General features: G+C 62.1%; 24 protein-coding genes and 1 tRNA gene. 15 read left to right on the forward strand and 10 right to left on the reverse strand.

Translation table 11 applies throughout. The annotated features are described in order from the left end of the window. The first annotated feature begins 50 nt into the window (after positions 1-50). From JWM94_RS02150 to JWM94_RS02175, 6 genes are all read left to right on the forward strand, one after another. Complete coding sequence (locus JWM94_RS02150) at positions 51-692, forward strand: queuosine precursor transporter (RefSeq protein WP_299420798.1); 642 nt, start codon at positions 51-53, stop codon at positions 690-692. Between the two features lie 107 nt (positions 693-799). Next, positions 800-1,699, forward strand: a complete 900-nt coding sequence (gene argB, locus JWM94_RS02155) for an acetylglutamate kinase (protein ID WP_299420802.1) — start codon at positions 800-802, stop codon at positions 1,697-1,699. Positions 1,700-1,743: 44 nt separating this feature from the next. Then, complete coding sequence (locus tag JWM94_RS02160; protein WP_299420807.1) at positions 1,744-2,037, forward strand: YggT family protein; 294 nt, start codon at positions 1,744-1,746, stop codon at positions 2,035-2,037. Between the two features lie 42 nt (positions 2,038-2,079). Next, the gene (gene folD, locus JWM94_RS02165; RefSeq protein WP_299420811.1) at positions 2,080-2,955 is read left to right on the forward strand and encodes a bifunctional methylenetetrahydrofolate dehydrogenase/methenyltetrahydrofolate cyclohydrolase FolD; all 876 of its coding nucleotides are present in this window, start codon (positions 2,080-2,082) and stop codon (positions 2,953-2,955) included. A 227-nt stretch (positions 2,956-3,182) separates the two neighbouring features. After that, positions 3,183-3,650 carry a hypothetical protein gene (locus JWM94_RS02170; protein WP_299420815.1) on the forward strand — a complete coding sequence of 156 codons (468 nt, stop codon included), beginning with the start codon at positions 3,183-3,185 and terminating at the stop codon, positions 3,648-3,650. Beyond that, on the forward strand, positions 3,647-4,273 hold the full coding sequence (locus JWM94_RS02175; RefSeq protein WP_299420818.1) for a MarC family protein: 627 nt from the start codon (positions 3,647-3,649) through the stop codon (positions 4,271-4,273). The genes JWM94_RS02170 and JWM94_RS02175 overlap by 4 nt, the downstream gene beginning before the upstream one ends. On the opposite strand, the gene JWM94_RS02180 is transcribed toward JWM94_RS02175, so the two are convergent. After that, the gene (locus JWM94_RS02180) at positions 4,266-6,005 is read right to left on the reverse strand and encodes an AcrB/AcrD/AcrF family protein (RefSeq protein WP_299420882.1); all 1,740 of its coding nucleotides are present in this window, start codon (positions 6,003-6,005) and stop codon (positions 4,266-4,268) included. The genes JWM94_RS02175 and JWM94_RS02180 overlap by 8 nt on opposite strands. 106 nt (positions 6,006-6,111) lie before the next feature. On the opposite strand from JWM94_RS02180, the gene JWM94_RS02185 reads away from it, so the two are divergent. Together JWM94_RS02185 and JWM94_RS02190 are read left to right on the forward strand one after the other, a co-directional pair. Next, entirely contained in the window at positions 6,112-6,609 is a 498-nt protein-coding gene (locus tag JWM94_RS02185; RefSeq protein ID WP_367185850.1) for a GtrA family protein, read from the forward strand. A 1-nt stretch (position 6,610) separates the two neighbouring features. Beyond that, positions 6,611-7,342, forward strand: a complete 732-nt coding sequence (locus tag JWM94_RS02190; protein WP_299420821.1) for a class I SAM-dependent methyltransferase — start codon at positions 6,611-6,613, stop codon at positions 7,340-7,342. A 1-nt stretch (position 7,343) separates the two neighbouring features. On the opposite strand, the gene JWM94_RS02195 is transcribed toward JWM94_RS02190, so the two are convergent. Both JWM94_RS02195 and JWM94_RS02200 read right to left on the reverse strand, forming a co-directional pair. Next, entirely contained in the window at positions 7,344-8,426 is a 1,083-nt protein-coding gene (locus JWM94_RS02195) for a glycosyltransferase family 2 protein (RefSeq protein WP_299420824.1), read from the reverse strand. A 10-nt stretch (positions 8,427-8,436) separates the two neighbouring features. Further along, positions 8,437-8,580 (reverse strand): hypothetical protein, encoded by a 144-nt coding sequence (locus tag JWM94_RS02200; protein WP_299420828.1) that lies wholly within the window; start codon positions 8,578-8,580, stop codon positions 8,437-8,439. A 90-nt stretch (positions 8,581-8,670) separates the two neighbouring features. Between JWM94_RS02200 and JWM94_RS02205 the strand changes: the two genes are divergently transcribed. Then, a tRNA-Thr gene (locus JWM94_RS02205) sits at positions 8,671-8,745 on the forward strand. A gap of 210 nt (positions 8,746-8,955) precedes the next feature. Here the strand turns inward: JWM94_RS02205 and JWM94_RS02210 are convergent. From JWM94_RS02210 to JWM94_RS02225, 4 genes are all read right to left on the reverse strand, one after another. Then, complete coding sequence (locus JWM94_RS02210; RefSeq protein WP_299420832.1) at positions 8,956-10,620, reverse strand: recombinase family protein; 1,665 nt, start codon at positions 10,618-10,620, stop codon at positions 8,956-8,958. After that, positions 10,613-11,059 carry a DUF2924 domain-containing protein gene (locus tag JWM94_RS02215; RefSeq protein ID WP_299420836.1) on the reverse strand — a complete coding sequence of 149 codons (447 nt, stop codon included), beginning with the start codon at positions 11,057-11,059 and terminating at the stop codon, positions 10,613-10,615. Before JWM94_RS02215 ends, JWM94_RS02210 begins: the two co-directional genes overlap by 8 nt. A gap of 1 nt (position 11,060) precedes the next feature. Beyond that, complete coding sequence (locus JWM94_RS02220; protein WP_299420840.1) at positions 11,061-11,300, reverse strand: DUF3489 domain-containing protein; 240 nt, start codon at positions 11,298-11,300, stop codon at positions 11,061-11,063. Between the two features lie 333 nt (positions 11,301-11,633). Further along, complete coding sequence (locus tag JWM94_RS02225) at positions 11,634-12,266, reverse strand: tyrosine-type recombinase/integrase (protein WP_299420844.1); 633 nt, start codon at positions 12,264-12,266, stop codon at positions 11,634-11,636. 252 nt (positions 12,267-12,518) lie between these two features. Here JWM94_RS02225 and JWM94_RS02230 point away from each other — a divergent pair, with 252 nt between their 5' ends. Next, on the forward strand, positions 12,519-12,779 hold the full coding sequence (locus tag JWM94_RS02230; protein ID WP_299420849.1) for a hypothetical protein: 261 nt from the start codon (positions 12,519-12,521) through the stop codon (positions 12,777-12,779). Between the two features lie 39 nt (positions 12,780-12,818). Here JWM94_RS02230 and JWM94_RS02235 read toward each other — a convergent pair whose 3' ends face one another. After that, the gene (locus JWM94_RS02235; RefSeq protein WP_299420852.1) at positions 12,819-13,199 is read right to left on the reverse strand and encodes a hypothetical protein; all 381 of its coding nucleotides are present in this window, start codon (positions 13,197-13,199) and stop codon (positions 12,819-12,821) included. Between the two features lie 453 nt (positions 13,200-13,652). Here JWM94_RS02235 and JWM94_RS02240 point away from each other — a divergent pair, with 453 nt between their 5' ends. After that, positions 13,653-14,405: a hypothetical protein gene (locus JWM94_RS02240; RefSeq protein ID WP_299420856.1), complete on the forward strand. Its 753-nt coding sequence runs from the start codon at positions 13,653-13,655 to the stop codon at positions 14,403-14,405. Positions 14,406-14,501: 96 nt separating this feature from the next. Here the strand turns inward: JWM94_RS02240 and JWM94_RS02245 are convergent, their stop codons facing one another. Continuing rightward, positions 14,502-14,825, reverse strand: coding sequence for a Rap1a/Tai family immunity protein (locus JWM94_RS02245; protein WP_299420860.1), 324 nt, complete (start codon positions 14,823-14,825; stop codon positions 14,502-14,504). 201 nt (positions 14,826-15,026) lie between these two features. Here JWM94_RS02245 and JWM94_RS02250 point away from each other — a divergent pair, with 201 nt between their 5' ends. The 4 genes from JWM94_RS02250 to JWM94_RS02265 all read left to right on the forward strand — a co-directional run bounded on the left by JWM94_RS02250 (position 15,027) and on the right by JWM94_RS02265 (position 17,784). After that, positions 15,027-15,362: a hypothetical protein gene (locus JWM94_RS02250; protein WP_299420864.1), complete on the forward strand. Its 336-nt coding sequence runs from the start codon at positions 15,027-15,029 to the stop codon at positions 15,360-15,362. Between the two features lie 391 nt (positions 15,363-15,753). Then, positions 15,754-16,173: a hypothetical protein gene (locus JWM94_RS02255; RefSeq protein WP_299420867.1), complete on the forward strand. Its 420-nt coding sequence runs from the start codon at positions 15,754-15,756 to the stop codon at positions 16,171-16,173. Continuing rightward, a complete protein-coding gene (locus JWM94_RS02260; protein ID WP_299420870.1) occupies positions 16,173-16,934 on the forward strand; it encodes a hypothetical protein in 762 nt (253 codons plus the stop codon). Before JWM94_RS02255 ends, JWM94_RS02260 begins: the two co-directional genes overlap by 1 nt. Beyond that, the gene (locus JWM94_RS02265; RefSeq protein ID WP_299420873.1) at positions 16,918-17,784 is read left to right on the forward strand and encodes an alpha/beta hydrolase; all 867 of its coding nucleotides are present in this window, start codon (positions 16,918-16,920) and stop codon (positions 17,782-17,784) included. Before JWM94_RS02260 ends, JWM94_RS02265 begins: the two co-directional genes overlap by 17 nt. A 629-nt stretch (positions 17,785-18,413) precedes the next feature. Here the strand turns inward: JWM94_RS02265 and JWM94_RS02270 are convergent. Beyond that, positions 18,414-18,632, reverse strand: a 219-nt coding sequence (locus tag JWM94_RS02270; protein ID WP_299420876.1) for a hypothetical protein, incomplete at its 5' end; no start/stop codon positions are given.

Genomic DNA, 18,632 nt, shown 5'->3' on the forward strand with positions numbered 1-18,632 from the left:
GGCCGGGCCGTGGTTTGACGCGCGCGCAAATGGCGTTAGCGTCGGCGGCCATGGAAACACCCACTCCCGCGATCCCGCGCTCGCTCTTCATCTTCTCAATCCTTTACGGCGGCATGGTCTGCATCGCCGGCGTGCTCGGCGTGAAGCAGGTCGCACTCGGGCCGCTCGCGGTCGAGGCGGGGATTTTCGGGTTCTTGATCCTCGTCGTACTGTCGAGCGCGGTCGCCGAATTGCACGGACAAAAGGCCGCGACCGCGCTGGTCCGCTTCGGGTTCGTGCCGCTGTTCGTGTCGGCGGCGTTGATCCAGCTGGTGCTCGCGCTGCCGCACGATCCGGGGATGTATCCGCCCGCGATCGACGCCTTCCCGATCGTGGTCGGGCAAAGCGTGCGGATGATGCTCGCGGGGTTCGTCTCCTACGGAACCTCGCAGACGCTCAACGTCTTCATCTTCGGCAAGCTGAAGGGCAAGGAAGGCCAGGGCCGGCTCGTCTGGTTCCGCGGCATGGTCGCCAGCGTGATTAGCCAGATCGTCGATACCGTGCTGTTCATCAGCATCTCGTTCTACGGCGAGCGCCCGATCCTCGGGCTGATGGAAGGCCAGATGCTGACCAAGGTCGTGCTGTCGATCGTGCTAGTACCGTTCCTGATCACCGGCTTCGTCGCGCTGGGGAAGAGGCTGGATCGCGGCTGAATCGTCGCCCCGGCACGGGCCGGGGCCGCTGGTCGTATCGCGCCACCGCTGCGATCCCGGCCTTCGCCGGGATGACGGAATGGATTAGCGAAGCTAAAGGCCACCCCATGACCGACCACGCCCCCTCGCCCGCTTTGCTCGCCAAGGCCGAAACGCTCGTCGAGGCGCTGCCGTATCTGCAACGCTACGCCGGGCGCACCTTCGTGGTAAAATATGGCGGCCACGCGATGGGCGATCCGGAGGCGCAGCGCGACTTCGCCGAGGATGTGGTGCTGCTCAAGGCGGTCGGGATCAATCCGGTCGTCGTGCATGGCGGCGGGCCGCAGATCGGCGCGATGCTGAAGAGGCTGGGCGTCGAATCGCAATTCGTCGGCGGCCTTCGCATCACCGACGCCGCCACCGCCGAAGTCGCCGAAATGGTGCTGGCGGGCAAGATCAACAAGGAAATCGTCGGCTGGATCGCTGCGCTCGGCGGGCGTGCGGTGGGCATTTCGGGCAAGGACGCCAATCTGGTGATCGCCGAAAAGGTCACGCGCACCGAGCCCGACCCCAATTCGGGGATCGAGCGTCACGTGGACCTCGGCTTCGTCGGCGAACCGGTAAAGGTCGATCCCGCAATCCTGCTCAACCTGGCGCGCGACGGATTCATCCCGATCGTGGCCCCGGTCGCGCTCGGCGCGGACGGCGAAACCTACAACATCAACGCCGATACGATGGCCGGAGCGATCGCCGGGGCGCTGGGCGCGACGCGATTCTTTCTGTTGACCGACGTCGCCGGCGTGCTGGGCAAGGATGGCACATTGCATACCGACCTGGACCGCGCCGGGATCGAAGCACTCAAGGCCGATGGGACGATTTCAGGCGGGATGATCCCCAAGGTCGATACGTGCGTCACCGCGGTCGAGGCGGGAGTCGAGGCGGCCGTTATCCTCGACGGGCGTGTTCCCCATGCCATGCTGCTCGAAATCTTCACCCGGCGTGGCGCGGGCACACTGGTCAGGGCCTGATGACTGTACTATATAACTAAAGCACCGGGTCGATGGAGAGTGACGTGACGCCTATCTTGAGCATCGTGCAGCTGTTGCTGATGATCCTCGCGCTGATCATCATCGTCCAGGCGGTGATGTCGTGGCTGATCGCGTTCAACGTGATCAACACGTACAACGAAACGACGCGCGCCTTTTACCGGACGCTGAACCGCATCACCGACCCGATCTATCGCCCGATCCGGCGCGTGCTGCCCGATTTCGGTAATCTCGACCTGTCGCCGCTGGTGGCGTTGCTGCTCATCCAGGTCATATCGAACTGGGTGATCCCGGCGATTGCGCGTTCGACCGGCGGCTGACCGGCTAGCGCCGCGCCGCGCGGCGTTCTATCAGACGGCGCCATGACGGCTAGCATCATCGACGGAAAAGGCTTCGCGCTGGCTTTGCGCGAGCGGATCGCAACGCAAGTGGCGAGCTTTCGCACGGCGGCGGGGCGCGCGCCGGGGCTGGCAGTGGTGCTGGTCGGCGAGGATCCGGCCTCCGCCGTCTATGTCCGCAACAAGCATAAGGCGATGGCCGCCGCGGGGATGGCGAGCTTCGAACACACGCTGACCGCCGACACGACGCAGGACGATCTGCTCGCGCTGATCGACACGCTCAACGCCGACGATGCGGTCGACGGCATCCTCGTCCAATTGCCGCTGCCCGACCATATCGACGAGCGCGTCGTCACCACGCGGATCGACCCCGACAAGGATGTCGATGGGTTCCACCCGGTCAATGCCGGGCGACTGGCGACCGGGCTGTACGGGTTCGTACCGTGCACGCCGCTGGGATGCCTGATGCTGCTCAAGGATCAGCTCGGCGATCTGGCGGGGCTCGACGCGGTGGTGATCGGACGGTCGAACATCGTGGGTAAGCCGATGGCGGCGTTGCTGACGAAGGAAAGCTGCACCGTCACGCTCGCGCATTCGAAGACGAAGGATCTGTCGAGCGTGGTCAAGCGCGCCGACATCGTCGTCGCGGCGGTCGGTCGCGCGGAGATGATCAAGGGCGACTGGATCAAGCCGGGCGCGACCGTGATCGATGTCGGGATCAACCGCACCGACAGCGGGCTGGTCGGCGATGTCGATTTCGCCGGCGCGATGCAGGTGGCGGGCGCGGTCACCCCGGTGCCGGGCGGGGTCGGGCCGATGACGATCGCGTTGCTGTTGCGGAACACGCTGGTCTCGGCGCACCGCCGCGCGCGCGTGCCGTACGAGAAGGGCGCGCTGTGATACCGGTTATCGCGCTTCTGCTAATCGCCGCGCCCCACCCCGTTCGTGCTGAGCTTGTCGAAGCACCTGACCCGGGCGCTGCGCGTGCGACACGCCCTTCGACAGGCTCAGGGCGAACGGCGGAGAGAGACGATACCCCGATCGACGCCGAACGCGCCTTCGCCGCCGACGCTAAGGCGCTCGGCCAATGGACCGCGTTCCGCAAATGGTCGACCGACGACGCGGTGATGTTCGTGCCGCAGCCGGTCAACGCGCAAGCGTTTCTGAAGGATCGCAAGGATCCGCCAAAGGTGATCGATTGGTGGCCGACCGCGAGCTGGATCTCGTGCGACGGCGGCGTCGCGGTCAATACTGGTGAGTGGAAGCGGCCCGATGGCAGCGTTGGCTATTTCACTACCGTGTGGCAGCGGCAGGTCGATGGCGGGTGGAAATGGATACTCGATCACGGCGATACGCTGAAATCTCTGCGCCCTTCAATCACGGAGCCGGTTGTCCGGCGGGCGGGGTGCAACGTTCCAAAATTCAATCGGACGACCGATCCCGCCGGTCTCAAATCCGGCAACGCGCCGGATAATAGTCTTGGCTGGTCCTGGTCCGTGAAAGCGGACGGCAGCCGTGAGGTTGCGGTCATGATGTGGAGCGGCAAGCGCTTCGAAAATGTCTTGAACAATCAGGTCGCAGCCCCGTCCAAATGATCGAGCTCTACCTCTCCGCGCTCGTCACCTTCTTCATCGTGATCGATCCGCCCGGTTGCGCGCCGATCTATGCTGGGCTGACCAGCGGCGCGAGCCCAGCACATCGCCGGTCGATGGCTATCCGCGCGGTGTTCGTCGCGTCAATCATCCTGTTCGTGTTCGCCGCGGTGGGCGAAGGCATTCTCGACGCACTCGGCGTGAGTCTCTCGGCGTTCCGCATCGCGGGTGGAATCATGCTGTTCCTGATCGCGCTCGAAATGGTGTTCGAGAAACGTACCGAGCGCCGCGAGGACCGCGCCGCCAAGGTTGCTGCGACGCCAGAGGTCGAGGACGTGTCGATCTTCCCGATGGCGATGCCGATGATCGCCGGGCCGGGATCGATCGCGTCGGTGATGCTGATGATGAGCCGCAACCACGGCGTCGAGCGCGTGTCGGTCGTGCTCGCCGCGCTGGCGACGATTCTGGTGCTGACGTTGCTCGCGCTGCTTGCGGCGGGCCCGCTGATGAAATTGCTCGGCGCGCGGATCGAGGCGGTCATCACCCGCATCCTGGGAGTGTTGCTGGGGGCGCTCGCGGTGCAGTTCGTGATCGACGGGATCAGGATCAGCCTGGGGCTTAGTTGATCCGGAACAGCCGGAGCGGCGAGTTCTTCGGCAGCGGCAGCGGCTGGAGGAACGCGAATTTCTCGCCGCGCGCCAGCCGGTCGTAGAACCCGCCCGGATTGCGCACACGGTAGATCGTCGATTCGGCCATGTTGGGGCAGACCAACAGGTAGCTCGCGCCGTGCCGCGCGGCGATGCCGCGGAATTGCTCGGGCGAGCCGCCGAACGCGTGCTGGACGTCGAGGATCGCGTCGCCGTTGCGATGATACGGCCCCGCCACCGCCTTGTGGTGCGTGACGACGATGATTCGCGGGCCGAGATCGACGAAGCTAAAGACTGTCCCCGACGGATAGCGATTGAGCGCCGCGAGGTTGCCGAATGCCGGGCAGCGCGCTCCGGCGCGGTTGATTGCCTGGCTGCGCGCGTCGGGCTTGTCGACGGGGAGGTATTGCACCGACAGCGCGCTGAACGCGCCGCTGGCGAACAGCACCACCGCGGCGGTCCCGAACACGCGGACCAGCATATTGCCGCTCGCCAGCATCAGCGGCACCGCGATCCAGATCAGCGCCGCCGCGCCGGGCACCGCGAGCAATTGCGCCGCCGGCCCGGCGCGCGTCTGCCACAGCAGCATGACGCAGGCGAACAGCGTGAACAAAGCGACCGCCGCCCAGCCGACCATGTTGGGCGACCGCGCGTCGATCGCACGCTTGGTGGCGACGAACGCGCCGAGCAGGCCGATCAGCGGCAGCGTCACGATCGGGAAGGCGGTACGGAACGGATGCGTATAGATCGGCTTGGCCTCGCGGACATTGTTGAGCCAGTTCTTCGCCAGTTCGGGCGAGACCTGTTCGGGCCGCCCCAGGCATTGCGGGAACAGATACGCGAACCCGGCAACGATCACCGCCCCTGCCGCGACTGCCAAGCCGAGCCGCAGCCAGCGCGACGCCGGGTTGAGCCGCGCCAGCGCGAACAGCAGCGCGCCCGCAACGATCATGACGGTCAGGTACACCGGCGTCAGCGCGTCGCACCGCGCCACGGTGTTGGCATAGGACGCGAACGCCGCATAGCCGAGCGCGGTCCCGCCGCCGAGCGCGAGCGCATAACCCTCGACCCGCTTCGCCTCGCCGCGGTCCCAGATCCATTGCAGCGCGATGATCGCCCCGGCCATCGCGGCGTAGGGCATCATCTCGAGCCCGATCGACAGGCTGACCGCGCTCGCTGCACCGACGATCACCCCGCCGCGGCCGTGCCGTGGGTCGGACAGCCCGGCGACGGTCAGGCTGAGCATCGCGAGTTGCCAGCCGTGATGATCGATCCGGTCGGGCGCGTACATCAGCATGGTCGATCCGCACGCGAACACCAGCAGCGCGAGCGCCAGCGGCCAGGCCTGCCGTCCGATCAGCCGCCGCGCGGTCGCGGCGAGCCCGAGAAAGGCGATGGCGAGCGGCAACAGCGGCGCGATCCCGCAGGCGATCCGCTCCGCCTCTGGCGTGCCGAGGAACGGCCGCAGCAACAGTATCAGCCCCGCGATCGGCAAATCGACGATGCGGCTCCAATGTATGTCGAACCCGCCGGGCGGGTTGAGATAATAGTTCCTCAGGTCGAACCAGCTCTGCCCGTTGAGCAGCGCGCGGACTTGCATCAGCCGCATATTGTCGTCGGTATCGCCCAGCCCGAGCGACTGGATCTGTTCCCATTGTGCGCCGAGATACCAAAGCGCGACGAGCAACCACGCGAATAACGCATAGCGCATCCAGTGGCGGTCGATTTCGGTGACGATGTCGTCCCAGCGCTGAGCCGGGCTTCGGTCGAGCGCGGCGAGGTCGCGGTCGAGCGTCACGTTCGGGTCCGGCTTATCGATGCTCGTCAAAATGCTTCCCTCACGCCCTCCGGCGCATTACGGGCACCCGCACCTCAAGGGCAAGGGCGTGACGGCGATCCAACGACAATTAGAAACATGGCGGGAGAGCGGGTTGCTCGGCCAGCTGATCCGGTTCGGCATTTCCGGGGGGATTTCGACCGTCATCTATTCGGCGGTGTATCTGCCGCTGACGACCTGGGTTTTTCGCGGCGCGCAGGCGGTTTACGCGGTGCCGTTCGCGTTCGCGGTGGCGGTGACCGCGGGTTTCTTCCTGCATAGCCGGTGGAGCTTCAAGGGCCATGGCAGCCGCGACCCCGGCGGCCTGCAGCAGGCCAAGTTCGTCGGGGTGCAGGCTTCGGGCATGGCGCTCAACGCGGTGATCACGTGGATCGGAACCGCGCAGCTCGGCTATCCCGCCTGGGTACCGCTGTTGCCGGCGATCGCGATCGCGACGATCTTCACCTTCATTCTCAACCGCTGGCTGGTATTCGGCTGACATGGACCGCATCGTTTACGACCGCATGGCGGAGCACGATTCGACGCATTGGTGGTACACCGCGCGCCGCGACATCCTGCACGACTATATCGCGCGCGAAGCCGGGTTGCCGAAGGACGCGCGAATCCTCGAGATCGGCTGCGGCACCGGGCATAATCTGGCGATGCTGGCGCAATTCGGCAGCGTCGATGCGATCGAGATCGATCCCGCCGCGCGCGACATCGCGAGCAAGCGGCTGGGCAAGCCGGTCGGCGATGCGCCGCTCCCCGCGCTGACGGGGATCGAGCGTGGCGCGTACGACATGATCGCGGTGCTCGACGTGGTCGAGCATATCGAGGACGACGTCGCGGCGCTGAAAGCGATGAAGGAATGCCTCAAACCCGGCGGCAAGATCCTGATCGCGGTCCCCGCGCACCAATGGATGTGGTCGGCGCACGACGTGGTGAACCACCATCACCGACGTTATTCGAAAGCGACGCTGAAGGCGGCGATCGACGCCGCGGGGCTGGCACCGAAGAAGCTCGGTTATTTCAACTCGCTGCTGTTCCCGCTCGCCGCCGCCGCGCGCGTCGCGGGGCGGATGACCGGCCGCGACGACAGCGACGATTCGCCGCCGGCCAAGCCGCTCAACAAACTGTTCGAGGCGATCTTCCGGCTCGAACGCCATCTGGTCGGGCGCGTGCCGATGACCCCCGGCGTGTCGATCCTCACGCTGGCGGTGCCGAAGCCCTGATTTAGATTTCCGTTCGGGCTGAGCCTGTCGAGGTCCGGGTTTCCGCGAGCGGATCGCTCGAGGCCGGATGCCCTTCGACAAGCTCAGGGCGAACGGATATCTCAACTGCCCGATCCTCCGCGCGATACCCCAAGGTCGCCTTGCCCTGCACCGGGCCGGTAACGTCCGACACCAAATACAACGGCCGCCGCTTGCTCTCGACGTACAGCCGACCGAGATATTCGCCGATCATCCCCAGCACGAACATCTGCACCGCGCCGAGCAGCACGACGACGAACATCGTCGAGGTCCACCCCGCCACCGCCGACCCCGACAGGAAACCGATCGCGATATAGATCAGCAGAAGCCCCGACGCGCCGGTCAGCGCGAGCCCGACATGGCTGGCAAAGGTCAGCGGCTTGGTCGAAAACCCGGTCATCGCGTCGAACGCCAGCCGAAGCATCTTCGACAGCGGGTAATTGGTCTCCCCCGCGAAGCGCTCGGCGCGGTCATAGGGGAACGGCACCTGACGGAAACCGATCCACGCGACCATCCCGCGAATGAAGCGCGCCTGTTCGGGCAAGCTCAGGAATGCGTCGAGCGCGCGGCGCGACATCAACCGGAAATCGCCGGTATCGAGCGGGATCGGCGTATCGGTGACGCGGTCGAGCAAACGATAAAAAGCCGCCGCCGTCGCTTTCTTGAAAAACGTCTCGCCTTCGCGCGTGCGCCGGACGGCATAGACGACATCGGCTTCCTCCGCCGCCATCACATTACGCATCGCGCCGAGCAGTTCGGGCGGATCCTGCAAATCGGCGTCGATGATCAGAATCTGCTCGCCGCAGCACAGATCGAGCCCCGCGGTTAGCGCCAGTTGGTGCCCGTGATTTCGCGACAGGTTGATCGCGACCAGCTGCGGATCGCTCGACGACAATTGCCGCATGATTTGCCAGCTATCGTCCTTCGATCCGTCGTTGATCAGGACGAGTTCGTAATCGTCGCCGACCTCGGCCTTGGCCGCGGCGCTGACCCGCGCGTGGAGCTGCGGCAGCGACAGCGCCTCGTTATAGCAAGGGACGACGATAGAGAGCTTGGGACGGTGCATGGCGGGGTTTCTAGTCGTCCCTGCCGCCCGCGTCATCGGGTTTCGTGACCGGCCCCGCTGCCGCCCCGCGCGCCTGTTCCTTGCGCCGCTTCAGATTGGCGCGAAGCTGTGCTGCGAGCCGAGCCGCCTTTTCGTCATTGGTTGGCATGGGCATTGGCCTAAACCCTCGCACCCCGCCTTGACAACAAGGGGGGCGGCGGACATAGGCGCGCCTCCGCGATGGGCCCCGGCCCGCTCGTCGAGTGCTGCCGTAGCTCAGTGGTAGAGCGCATCCTTGGTAAGGCTGAGGTCGTGAGTTCAATCCTCACCGGCAGCACCACTCATTACAAGTCTCCCGGCCATTTTGGCAGGCCAGGAGACCAGCGCATGAAAGCGGCGCAGTTCTGCGGGCTTTCGCGGACACCCTAAGTTCTGTGAGGACAGAGACTGGCACGATCGTCTCGACCCAAGGCCGATCACGCCCGTTCGTCTCTCAGCGCCGTGTTGCTGTCCTGACTCTGATATGAGCTCGACAGTCGCGGCCTCGGCTTCAACCAAATCCAAGAAGCTCTCGCTGCGCGCTCCACGCGAGCGGTAGCTCAGAGATCCGGAGAAGCGAGCGGCTGGTCAATTCAACAGGCTGGCGTCCATCGACAATGGCGGTGACGATGTCGGGCGCAAGGAATTTCAGACGCGCGAGCCGGGTCAAATGACTTCGCTTCGTGGCATCACCATTATTCGGCCTCGTCCGCAGTTGGTCCCAGGCAGCCCAACCACTGGCGACAAGCCTTACTAGCCGCTCATCGCGCTCGCGGGGTCGAGCATCAGGAGCCAGGTAAACCAGACGCAACTCGTGACCTCGCCTTTTGAGCAGGGCGGGGAAGCGAATAGAAAATCTCTCAGTCGCAGGGTGTTCGACGCGACCAACTAGAAGTTTGGTCAGCCGATCGGCGTCCAAAGTTATTTCGACTTCCCCCTGCGAGATGCAGACCGCTGCATCGACGTCGCGGAGGAACTCATTAAGTTGTGATTTCTGAGCGAGGCCAGAAGCAGTGTCTTCAATTTGCACGCGAGTGTCGCGTCGAGTACCGGCATCGCCCACCACCGAATTGACACGACCCGGATTCCGGAGAAATCGCTCAAGCTCCCCCACCACCATCGTCTCAAGATCGCCGGCCGGCAGTCGCCACTTTTCGCCCCCCGCTGCGTCGACTGAACGTGACACATAGTAGCGGTACCGCTTCTGCCCTTTGATCGCGTGTGCCGGCGTGAGGGGGCGCCCTTCGGCATCGAACACGCGCCCCGCGAGCAAGCTGGTTTGGCCCGTACGCGGGCGCGCTGCCGATCGATCGAGTAGTTCCTGTGATCGATCCCAAATATCCTGTTCGATTACCGCTTCGTGCTCTCCGGCATAGACGTACTCGCCATGCCTGATCTTCCCGACGTAAATCTGGTTCCGCAGAAGATGGAGAAGTGCGCCGGCCTGGTACGGGCAGCCACCCGTGACGCGCCCGTCGCGCATCGTTCGTTGCTTTGACCGAACTCCATTCGCCCGGAGGTCATCGGCTAGGGCTCGTAACGTCTGCGCCGCTTGATGGCGTTCGAATATCAGGCGGACCGTTTGGGCTTCATTGTCGTTCACGACGAGCTTACGCTCGCTGACGTCGTAACCGAGCGGCACTGGGCCGCCCATCCACATACCCTTCTTTTTGGAGGCAGCGATCTTGTCGCGGATCCGCTCCCCGGTCACTTCGCGCTCGAACTGCGCGAAGCTGAGCAGCACATTGAGCGTCAGCCGTCCCATGCTCGACGTTGTGTTGAACGCTTGGGTGATGCTGACAAAGCTGGCTTTGGCGGCGTCGAGCACATCGACGATCTTGGAAAAGTCCGACAACGCCCGGGTAAGTCTATCAACCTTGTAAACGACAATCACGTCGACCTGACCCGCGTTCACATCAGCGAGCAGGCGCTTGAGTGCAGGACGATCCATTGTCCCGCCAGAGAATCCGCCATCATCGTAGCGACCGGGCACGAGTGCCCAACCTTCGTGGCGCTGGCTGAGGATGTAAGCGGCACAGGCCTCATGCTGGGCATCGAGGCTGTTGAACTCCTGATCGAGACCTTCTTCGGTCGACTTGCGGGTGTAAATTGCGCAGCGCACATGCCCTGCGACCTTGCCGCTCCGCTGTTCAATTCGCGCGCCGGGTTTAGCCATGTTTGGCGCCATTGGTTGGAGGGTTGATCGGTCGTTTCAGGCCGAAGAATCGGGGCCCGGACCAATGTGCGCCGGTGATCGCTCTGGCGACCTCGGACAGCGACCCGTATCGTTGCTCGCCGAACATTATGCCGTCCGCCACAACCAGCACGTTGTGCACTGTGCCATTCCACTCGCGAACCAATCGCGTGCCGGGCTTTAGTTTGATTGCAGGGACGGGGAGAGGAGCATCGGCTCTAGCCATCGCCTCCAACACCTTTCGTGCTGCTGCGGGCAGGCTGCCCAACGCACGCTCTTGTGCGGCAGAAGCCAGAGCTCGGCGGAGAAGAGAGAGAGACAGCGCAGGCGCCGTCTCCCCGAACTCTGCTCGCCAGGCATCACGCAACTCCGCCGGCGGCATCATTGCGATCGCGCTGATCTGATGGTCAATCTGGGCCATGCTACACCGCTTTCGCGGCACAGTAGCAAGTAGCGTCATCGCGCTTGCTCCTATCGATCGTATGGCCCTTCTTGCGCAGGCCGGTGAGCGCCGCTCGCGTGGTGTGCGGCAGCCAGCCAGTCGCATTGACTAATTCGGCGAGTGTCGCGCCGCCCTCGCGTTGGAGCAACTCCAGCACGAGAGCGGTCTTGGTCTTTTTCACCGGCTCAAGTGCAGGCTGGACGTTTGCACGTTTGGTCATGGTGGGCTCCTTGGTCATGAAAGCGGCACCGTACCGCTCCCACCACCCAAAGCCCCGTCGGTCACGCCGGTCGGGGCCGTCGCGCCACCCGGCTGCGACTGACGCGGACACCAATGCTCCTGTTCGGCACGAAGTCGAATGGATTGTCGTCGGAAAAGTCCGCGCTGAGCGCGCGCAATGACAATCGTTGCCAGATCCTAACCACCGCCGTCGGTCAGCCTGCCCGGAACGACTGCTATTGGGGGCAACGCAGCTGCCTCCCAATGGCGGGAATTGGGGCGCATTGTCGTCTCACGAAGAGCGGCCCATCCACCTTGGACAGGCCGCTCCAAGTCAGATTTCGGTACGCTCGGCCAGCATCAGAGCATCTTCGATATCGACGCCTAGATACCTGACCGTGTTCTCAATCTTGGTGTGCCCGAGCAATATTTGGATGGCTCGAAGATTGCCGGTGGCCTTGTAGATCATGGAGGCCTTGGTCCGGCGCATCGAATGCGTGCCATACTCGGCGCGCCTCAATCCAATCGCAGTTACCCACTCATCGACCAGGCGAGCATATTGCCTCGTGCTCAGGTGACCGGCTTGATCGACCCGGCTGGGAAACGCATAATCGTCAGTCGCGCCGCCACGGCGTTCGAACCATGTCAGGAGGCTTGCCCGGACGTCGGTGTTCAATTCGAACTGAACCGGTCGCCCCGTCTTCTGTTGGATAACGATAGCGCGCGTTCTGATCTCAGCACCCGAGACCAGATCACCGATTTTGATTTTAACGAGATCGCAGCCGCGCAATTTGCTGTCGATTGCGAGATCAAATAGCGCTCTGTCGCGAAGCCGTCGTTCATGCTCAAGGAAGAAGCGAACCGCCCATATTTGCTTTTGCGTGAGGGGTCGCTTCGTGCCGACGGTCTTGCCAGCATTCCAGGCCGGACGCGCCTGCATGGCGGGGTCGTATCTAGAGTATCCCATATTCCATCTCCTCGGCCTCAATCGGCCTTCGAGAATGTGGTTCAAATATCCTTCAACCTACGCTGACCGGCAACGGCAGCTAACGACCCAATTGCGGACGTTGGGTCGGACCTTGCGATATGGTAACGCACCCTCGTGACGCGACGTGGCTGCCTCTCGATTGTAGCCTTATTGGCTCTTCTGCTGATGGTATTTGTTGGCTGGGCAGCGTGGCAGGCGTCGGACAGGTCGCTACCGCCGATTGCGCGAGGGATGGACCCCACATTTTCCACGGGCGACGCTCAGTTCAAGACAAGGGTCAAAAACCTCTATCCAGTGGGTAGCTCCGAGCAGCGGTTGCTTGACGATTTGAAGGAGCAAGGCTTCGACATCGACGTCCGTCCCGGCGATCTGTCGATGGCAGACTTGCACCGCTTTATTGGGTGCGGCGACAAGGTTTGGTCAATCCGCTGGCGAGCTTTCAAAGGCCGGATCACCGAGATTTTCGGCGTGTATGGTCCAGTTTGCATGTAACGTGACTAGCGACGCCTTCCGACCCAATAGCCGACATTGTCAGCCGTTGCAGTCCTTTAACGGGAACGCGCCGCTTGTCTCGACGTTCGGTACCTCGCGAATACGCCATCGCTTCGAAAGCGCCTCCACTACGTCGTCCGACAGTTTGCGCGCTGCAACGGCGTCGCGCCCTTTCGAAAAGCCGATGACGATCTGCGAGGGAGCCTCGGCGAAGTTTCCGGCGCTAAATCCCATTGCAGTAGGCCCCACCGTCCCGACGTTCACGGTAGGATGCGCAACTTTCAGCTTATTTTGAACCTCGGCGGCCGAGCTAAGGTCGGCTTCGGTTGCTTTGCTGTCGTCGTAGAACGGAAGCTTGTTAGTTGCGGCGGCCTCCCGAAGCACGGAATTCATAGGTTCAATCTCGGCGGTATCCGCCAAGCAGAACTGCACCATGCGGAAAGGCCGCTCGCCCCTTCCACAACCAGCAACAACTAAAATAACGGCAAGAACTGCAAGTGCCCATCTCATCGCGGGAATGTGCGCGGAGCAACGGTAATTCGCAATGTCCGCTTTCCCACCCTTAGCGGACGTTCGACGATGCCGTGACCCGACGGCGGCTAACGCCAATTACGGACATCGGGAATGACGTTTTGGCCCCCCAGGCGGCCCCTTCGCCGAAGGAACCTATATAGCTGTGAAACCCCTCAACTCGTGAAATAGGCCACTAGGAAAACGAACAGAATGAAGCCGTATACGACTAGCTCGCCTTCCCACGTTTGCGGGCTTCGGCCTCGAAACCAAGTGTTGATAGGGTGACGAACTCGCTTACGCATGTGGGTTGGTTACCACGGAAAAGCGGGGCAGGTTAGGCTGGCTTGGCGGGCTTCTCGAATGTCCGCTTTCCACCCAAAAGCAGTCATATCCTTCTACCGGCCGGGAACGAACCGCATTTCTCCGACGTCTACCAATTCTTCAAGTTTGCACGTCGCGCTTCCGGTCAGCGAACAAATAACGCCGCCGCGTCTTGATCCAAAAGGCGCGATCAGCCACCTGCGGCCCATGCTTCACGGCGTGCATTTGGAAAATCTGGCGCGGGCTTTCGAAGCGCAATACGAGCCCAACGAGCACGGCTATTTATTTCGTTTCAATATGAGCCACGCGCCGGTGCAGGTAAGCGTTGAAGAGCGCGACGCATTCGTTGCGACCTTTCGCCGTCGTATGGGGCGTTTTGCCTGGGCCATAATAATCGGTTCAATGCTCGCATTTGGATATTGGGCGTTCTTTCGAGACGAGCACATGCCCCAACAGATCGAGTGGCTTGTGGTGGGGTTCGCGGTCGCGGCCACCGGTTCTTTCTATGTCTGGGCAAAAGGTGCCCCTGCGCGCGCACTGCAACGGCGACCCGCAGTAGGACCTCCGCGCGATCCATCGGAAATGCGTCAGGTGCATCTGTCCCGAGTTTCGTATCCGATGTTGGCTGCCGGAATGGTTGGCGCGGCGATAATGGCCGTTGTCGCCCTGACCGCCGATCGTCCATTCGAAGGCATAAACTTGGGACTACTGATTCTAGGACTGGTCCTCGGTTTGATCCTTGCAGTTCAGCTGGCTCGCAAGTGGCGATTTGCCGGCGAAAACCGACGCTAGCGTGGCGATCAGCCCCCATTCGTTCGGACTGAACGCGAACGTCCGCTAATGGATGGAAAGCGGTCGTTTGATACCCGATCAACCCTGCCTAACCAGCTAAGATTTTGGGCAGGGGAAAATCTTGGACACGGCAGTTACGACTAGCGGCCCTGCTCCCATGTGCTGCGACTGCGGATGGGCGCGGAGCCATCGCACTGTAATGTCGGCCATCAGCCCCGGTTCAAGCTTCGCAGAGGGGCAGAATGTCCCCTTGGTCAATCCATAGGCATCTAACGTACGCTGTAGGTCGATCACTCCTTCGATGTACGCAGTGCATGTCGCGTCCCGTGCGCTGCAATGCGCGAGCAGCACCGTTCCCGTCATATAGTCGTCCAGCGGTTCGACGTCCTGCACCGCCAGCATCATCGCTAAGCCGATCATGGTGTTCTCCCTAGACGCAAGGGTGCTGCTTCGGAGCGTGCCGGTCAATCTCCGCTAGTGGGTCGTTAGTTGCCGTTTGCGCCAGGCGGTCCATGGACGACCGCTAATGGGTGGGAAGCGGTCGTTCAATAAAGCCAGTCGAGCCCGGCCTAACCAGCGGGGCTTTTTCGTGCGATAATGCGGCAGCAACGAGGGCGCAAGATGATCCGGACGGCTAGTTTTCTCGTCGGTGACGCGATCCTCTTTTCCGCGCTTTCCGTCGCGTGGGGCTGGATCGTGTGGACGCGACTTATCGCCAACCCCGTCCTGCGCAATGGCGTCTCGGTGACGACGGGATGGATAACGGGCGGGGCGATAGCCATTGGCGTATTGATGGTCACTGCCGTCAATTCCAGTTGGCTTTCGTGGCACATTCTCACCTTCTTCTTGACCTCGTATTTCCCGGTCCTCGGTGCAGCGATACTGCTCGGCATATACCAGCGCCGGAAAAGACTCGGCGCACCGGCCGGTATGGCGACATATTCCAATGAACTTTGAGCTCACAGCTATGTAGGTCCCCTCAGGGAAGAAGTTGGGTGCCTACGCGACGGCGCAGCGCGCAATGGCCGCTATTGGGTCGTGAGCTGTCGTTCCGCATTGCGCCCCAATTTCTGACATTCGCGACTAGCCATGGCGATCTCGAAAGCTGCCATTCGACGATCCCATTGCGAGGGTTTCGTATCGGGTGACAGCTGCCGTTGGATTTTTCAATCGCACCAGAACAGCAGTCATAGCCAGATTCTTACCCAAGTCGTAATGATAGCCATTTGAGTGCGACCGCCGTTGCTCATCTTGCAAGTCACTCGAACCCAGAATATTCCATGACGCTCGAAAGTGATATTATTTCTACTCGTCGCCGAAGTGTTCCGACTGGTTTGGGAGAGGAAATATGAATAGGCATAGTTTGGCTGTTGTCGGAATCAATATCGTCGCGATTGCCCTAATCGCCGGCATGCTGTTCGGTGGACGCCAGCCGATGCCGGCCGCGTTAAGTATCGACCGTACGGTGCGCGACGTTAGCATCGCCTTATGGTCGTTCATCATCCCAGCATGGTTCACGCTCGAGACAGCGGCATTCGCGCCAAGAGTCGATGCAGATAAGCTGGTCTTCTACGACAAGCAGCGCGTTGGCCAACTGTTTGCGACCTTCGTGGGGACGATCGTCGCGATCATCCTCGGCTTGAGTTCGCTCCCGGCCAGCGACGCCGCGGCGGCATTCGACCGACAGGCGTCACAGCGGTCCGGCACGGCAGTTACAACGCCCGGCACGCTCCCGACTGCCGCGCCTAGCCTCGGGAATGCCAACTAATGGAAATATTCTGGTTATTGGGGCAAGCAGCCGCTGGCATCTTCATCGCTGTTCTATTGAGTGGCATTCTCGCCGGCGTGATCGCCTATGGTCTCATCGATGGATGGATGCGTCGAAACATCCAGCGAAGCCTGATCGAGGACTTGCTTCACCGCTATCGTCGACATGAAATGTGGACACCGCTATCACCGGGCGGACAAGACGAGCAAGACCGGCCTCCGCCGCGCGATTTCAGCCCGGACGGCGCACTGTATCTACCGCATGTGCTAGCGCTTGTTCCCGACGACTTCTTTGGGCTTCCGTATCGTCAGTTATGCGGGCAGCTTGCCGGTCGAATAAGCGCGGACGTCGCGTCCGACGCCGCGGGCAATGGCGCGAGCGACCTGAGCTTGTTTTTGGCACGCTACATCCAGCAACCGGATAGTGCGCATGCTAGCGATGGACGCGAGGAATTCAGGCGGACCGCCCAACGCGCCCTTACTTGGGTCGACCGCTTGCAGATCCGTCTCGCGAATGGCGTAACCGTTGCCGCGTCGCGAATCGCGGCGCAGGTCGTGCTGCTGATATACTTTGCGCTATCGCTTCCTTTTGCTCTTGGCATGGCGAGCATGCGGCCAGCATCATCACGTATCAGCACAACCGTGGAGGCGATAGGCTGGTCGGTCGTCGCGATCATGATCATCGCGATGCTGGCATATGGGTCGCAAATTATCGCGCGTCTAACGTTCGGCTGGATCGATCGCCTTGCGTCACCGCGATAAGCTCCGCAGGGCCGATCTCGACCTGCGCGATCTCGACAATGAGGTCGCCAACGAACCGCGCTCGACGCAGCGGTTCCAGTTCGCGCGCCACCGCCGTATCCTGCTCATCCACGGGTGCAATACTAACGAGCGTGACGGTCAGAAGCGTACGGCGCCGTTGCGCGAAGCCTTGGTCCAACGATGTCCATCGCTTGACGCACAAGTGCTGACCGTGACTTGGCCCGGCGACTTTGCCTGGTCCCGCGGGGGGCTCGCCGCGTACAAGCAAATGACCAAGCGCGCTGATCAAGCTGGCGCGAAACTTTGGGAGGTACTCGACGCCGAGTTCGATCATGCGCTGGGTGCGCCCGAGCTAGTGGTTGTCGCGCATTCGCTCGGATGCCGACTGGCGTTGCAAATGATCGCGCGCCTAGCGCCATCGCCCCATAACACGAAAATCCGCAAGCTCGTCTTGATATTGATGGGCGCCGCGGTCGCGACCGACCGCCACGATCTGTTCGCTCTCGCGCGCGGCCATGCCGAGGTCGTCGTGCTCTACAGCGACCGAGATCGGGCGTTGGGACATGCTTTTCCGCTCGGTCAGGTGATGGCAGGCGAAGGAGCGTCGGAGGCAATCGGTCTGCACGGCAATCCACGCGAACCCGCTTGGGCGTCGACCAAGCTCATGGAGGGCTATGATCATGAGCATTACTGGCCCGATGTCCGCACCGTAGATGCCGTGGTAGAAAGCTTGACGCAATTTAACGACTTGGCATTCCGAGGAGATCCTGCTCGCGAACATGTTCTTCCAGTTGCTGGACCGGGTCCCGAAGCCGATGAGCTGCCGCAGCACTCGCTCTTTGCGCGATGAGTGCGCTCACTTGCGTGGGGCTGTTAGCGACCGCCCTGCGCCCAAGTTCGGCCATTCAGCAAGCTGACTGGCGAGCCCGAAAGCTGCCGTAGGTTCAAGTTCAGCTTTGGGTCGACCGCAATGGCGGACTTTGGGGACTTTGCTGCCGGAAAGCTTTGCGTCGAGCCCGTCGCGATAGCGGACGTGGGCGAGGCTGCAACAGAATGAGCAATAGGGTTGCACGGGTAAATTTTCGATTTGGCAGAAATACCGGTAGTGGTTGCCGCCCTTTGAGACAGGGACGAAGTGACGTGCAGCCGGAGGACGCCTTCAAGACGATATTTGGCCGTTTCGGCCGCCTTCTAAGTCGTGCCGAGACCGAAAGCGTAGGCCTCGGTCCGATGCTCAGAGATCTCCAGGAGCTCTACCCGATTGCCTACCTTGGCTATGTAGACTGTGAAATACCAAAACCGGGTCGTTTGCCGACCGACCGCTTCTGGCGCGGCGCGATCACCCCGCAACGGCAAGATTTGGGTGGCAATCGGACCGGCCGCCTTCTGGCGATCAGATAACCTAATCAGACGTTTGTTCATGGAACATGTATTGGCGGCTAACCCAGTCCACACCTGCATACGGCGGGTGTGCATTTCTTATGGTTTTGCTTCCATCGGCCGTCGGACGCAAATATCGATCACCTCGGTCAGCCCAGTGATCCGATTGTTTGCCTTTTCAAGTTGTCCGCTATCCTCGACGGCGAATATCATCCAACCCTTCACGCCGTCATTCTCCTTAGGAAGGTCGGGCACCGGCACAGGCTTGGCCATGCTGCTCTCCAGCACCGGCTTGAAGCAGCTCATGATCGTTGCACG

It is taken from the genome of Sphingomonas bacterium, assembly GCF_028289855.1.
Classification (GTDB): Bacteria; Pseudomonadota; Alphaproteobacteria; order Sphingomonadales; family Sphingomonadaceae; genus Sphingomonas.

Excerpts from the sequence above, each read along its gene's own strand:
- JWM94_RS02150 (WP_299420798.1), top strand. The coding sequence starts at position 51 with ATGGAAACACCCACTCCCGCGATCCCGCGCTCGCTCTTCATCTTCTCA.
- argB (WP_299420802.1), top strand. The coding sequence starts at position 800 with ATGACCGACCACGCCCCCTCGCCCGCTTTGCTCGCCAAGGCCGAAACG.
- folD (WP_299420811.1), top strand. The coding sequence starts at position 2,080 with ATGACGGCTAGCATCATCGACGGAAAAGGCTTCGCGCTGGCTTTGCGC.
- JWM94_RS02170 (WP_299420815.1), top strand. The coding sequence starts at position 3,183 with ATGTTCGTGCCGCAGCCGGTCAACGCGCAAGCGTTTCTGAAGGATCGC.
- JWM94_RS02175 (WP_299420818.1), top strand. The coding sequence starts at position 3,647 with ATGATCGAGCTCTACCTCTCCGCGCTCGTCACCTTCTTCATCGTGATC.
- JWM94_RS02180 (WP_299420882.1), bottom strand. The coding sequence starts at position 6,005 with ATGCGCTATGCGTTATTCGCGTGGTTGCTCGTCGCGCTTTGGTATCTC.
- JWM94_RS02185 (WP_367185850.1), top strand. The coding sequence starts at position 6,112 with ATGCTCGTCAAAATGCTTCCCTCACGCCCTCCGGCGCATTACGGGCAC.
- JWM94_RS02190 (WP_299420821.1), top strand. The coding sequence starts at position 6,611 with ATGGACCGCATCGTTTACGACCGCATGGCGGAGCACGATTCGACGCAT.
- JWM94_RS02195 (WP_299420824.1), bottom strand. The coding sequence starts at position 8,426 with ATGCACCGTCCCAAGCTCTCTATCGTCGTCCCTTGCTATAACGAGGCG.
- JWM94_RS02200 (WP_299420828.1), bottom strand. The coding sequence starts at position 8,580 with ATGCCCATGCCAACCAATGACGAAAAGGCGGCTCGGCTCGCAGCACAG.
- JWM94_RS02210 (WP_299420832.1), bottom strand. The coding sequence starts at position 10,620 with ATGGCTAAACCCGGCGCGCGAATTGAACAGCGGAGCGGCAAGGTCGCA.
- JWM94_RS02215 (WP_299420836.1), bottom strand. The coding sequence starts at position 11,059 with ATGGCCCAGATTGACCATCAGATCAGCGCGATCGCAATGATGCCGCCG.
- JWM94_RS02220 (WP_299420840.1), bottom strand. The coding sequence starts at position 11,300 with ATGACCAAACGTGCAAACGTCCAGCCTGCACTTGAGCCGGTGAAAAAG.
- JWM94_RS02225 (WP_299420844.1), bottom strand. The coding sequence starts at position 12,266 with ATGGGATACTCTAGATACGACCCCGCCATGCAGGCGCGTCCGGCCTGG.
- JWM94_RS02230 (WP_299420849.1), top strand. The coding sequence starts at position 12,519 with ATGGACCCCACATTTTCCACGGGCGACGCTCAGTTCAAGACAAGGGTC.
- JWM94_RS02240 (WP_299420856.1), top strand. The coding sequence starts at position 13,653 with ATGTCCGCTTTCCACCCAAAAGCAGTCATATCCTTCTACCGGCCGGGA.
- JWM94_RS02245 (WP_299420860.1), bottom strand. The coding sequence starts at position 14,825 with ATGATCGGCTTAGCGATGATGCTGGCGGTGCAGGACGTCGAACCGCTG.
- JWM94_RS02250 (WP_299420864.1), top strand. The coding sequence starts at position 15,027 with ATGATCCGGACGGCTAGTTTTCTCGTCGGTGACGCGATCCTCTTTTCC.
- JWM94_RS02255 (WP_299420867.1), top strand. The coding sequence starts at position 15,754 with ATGAATAGGCATAGTTTGGCTGTTGTCGGAATCAATATCGTCGCGATT.
- JWM94_RS02260 (WP_299420870.1), top strand. The coding sequence starts at position 16,173 with ATGGAAATATTCTGGTTATTGGGGCAAGCAGCCGCTGGCATCTTCATC.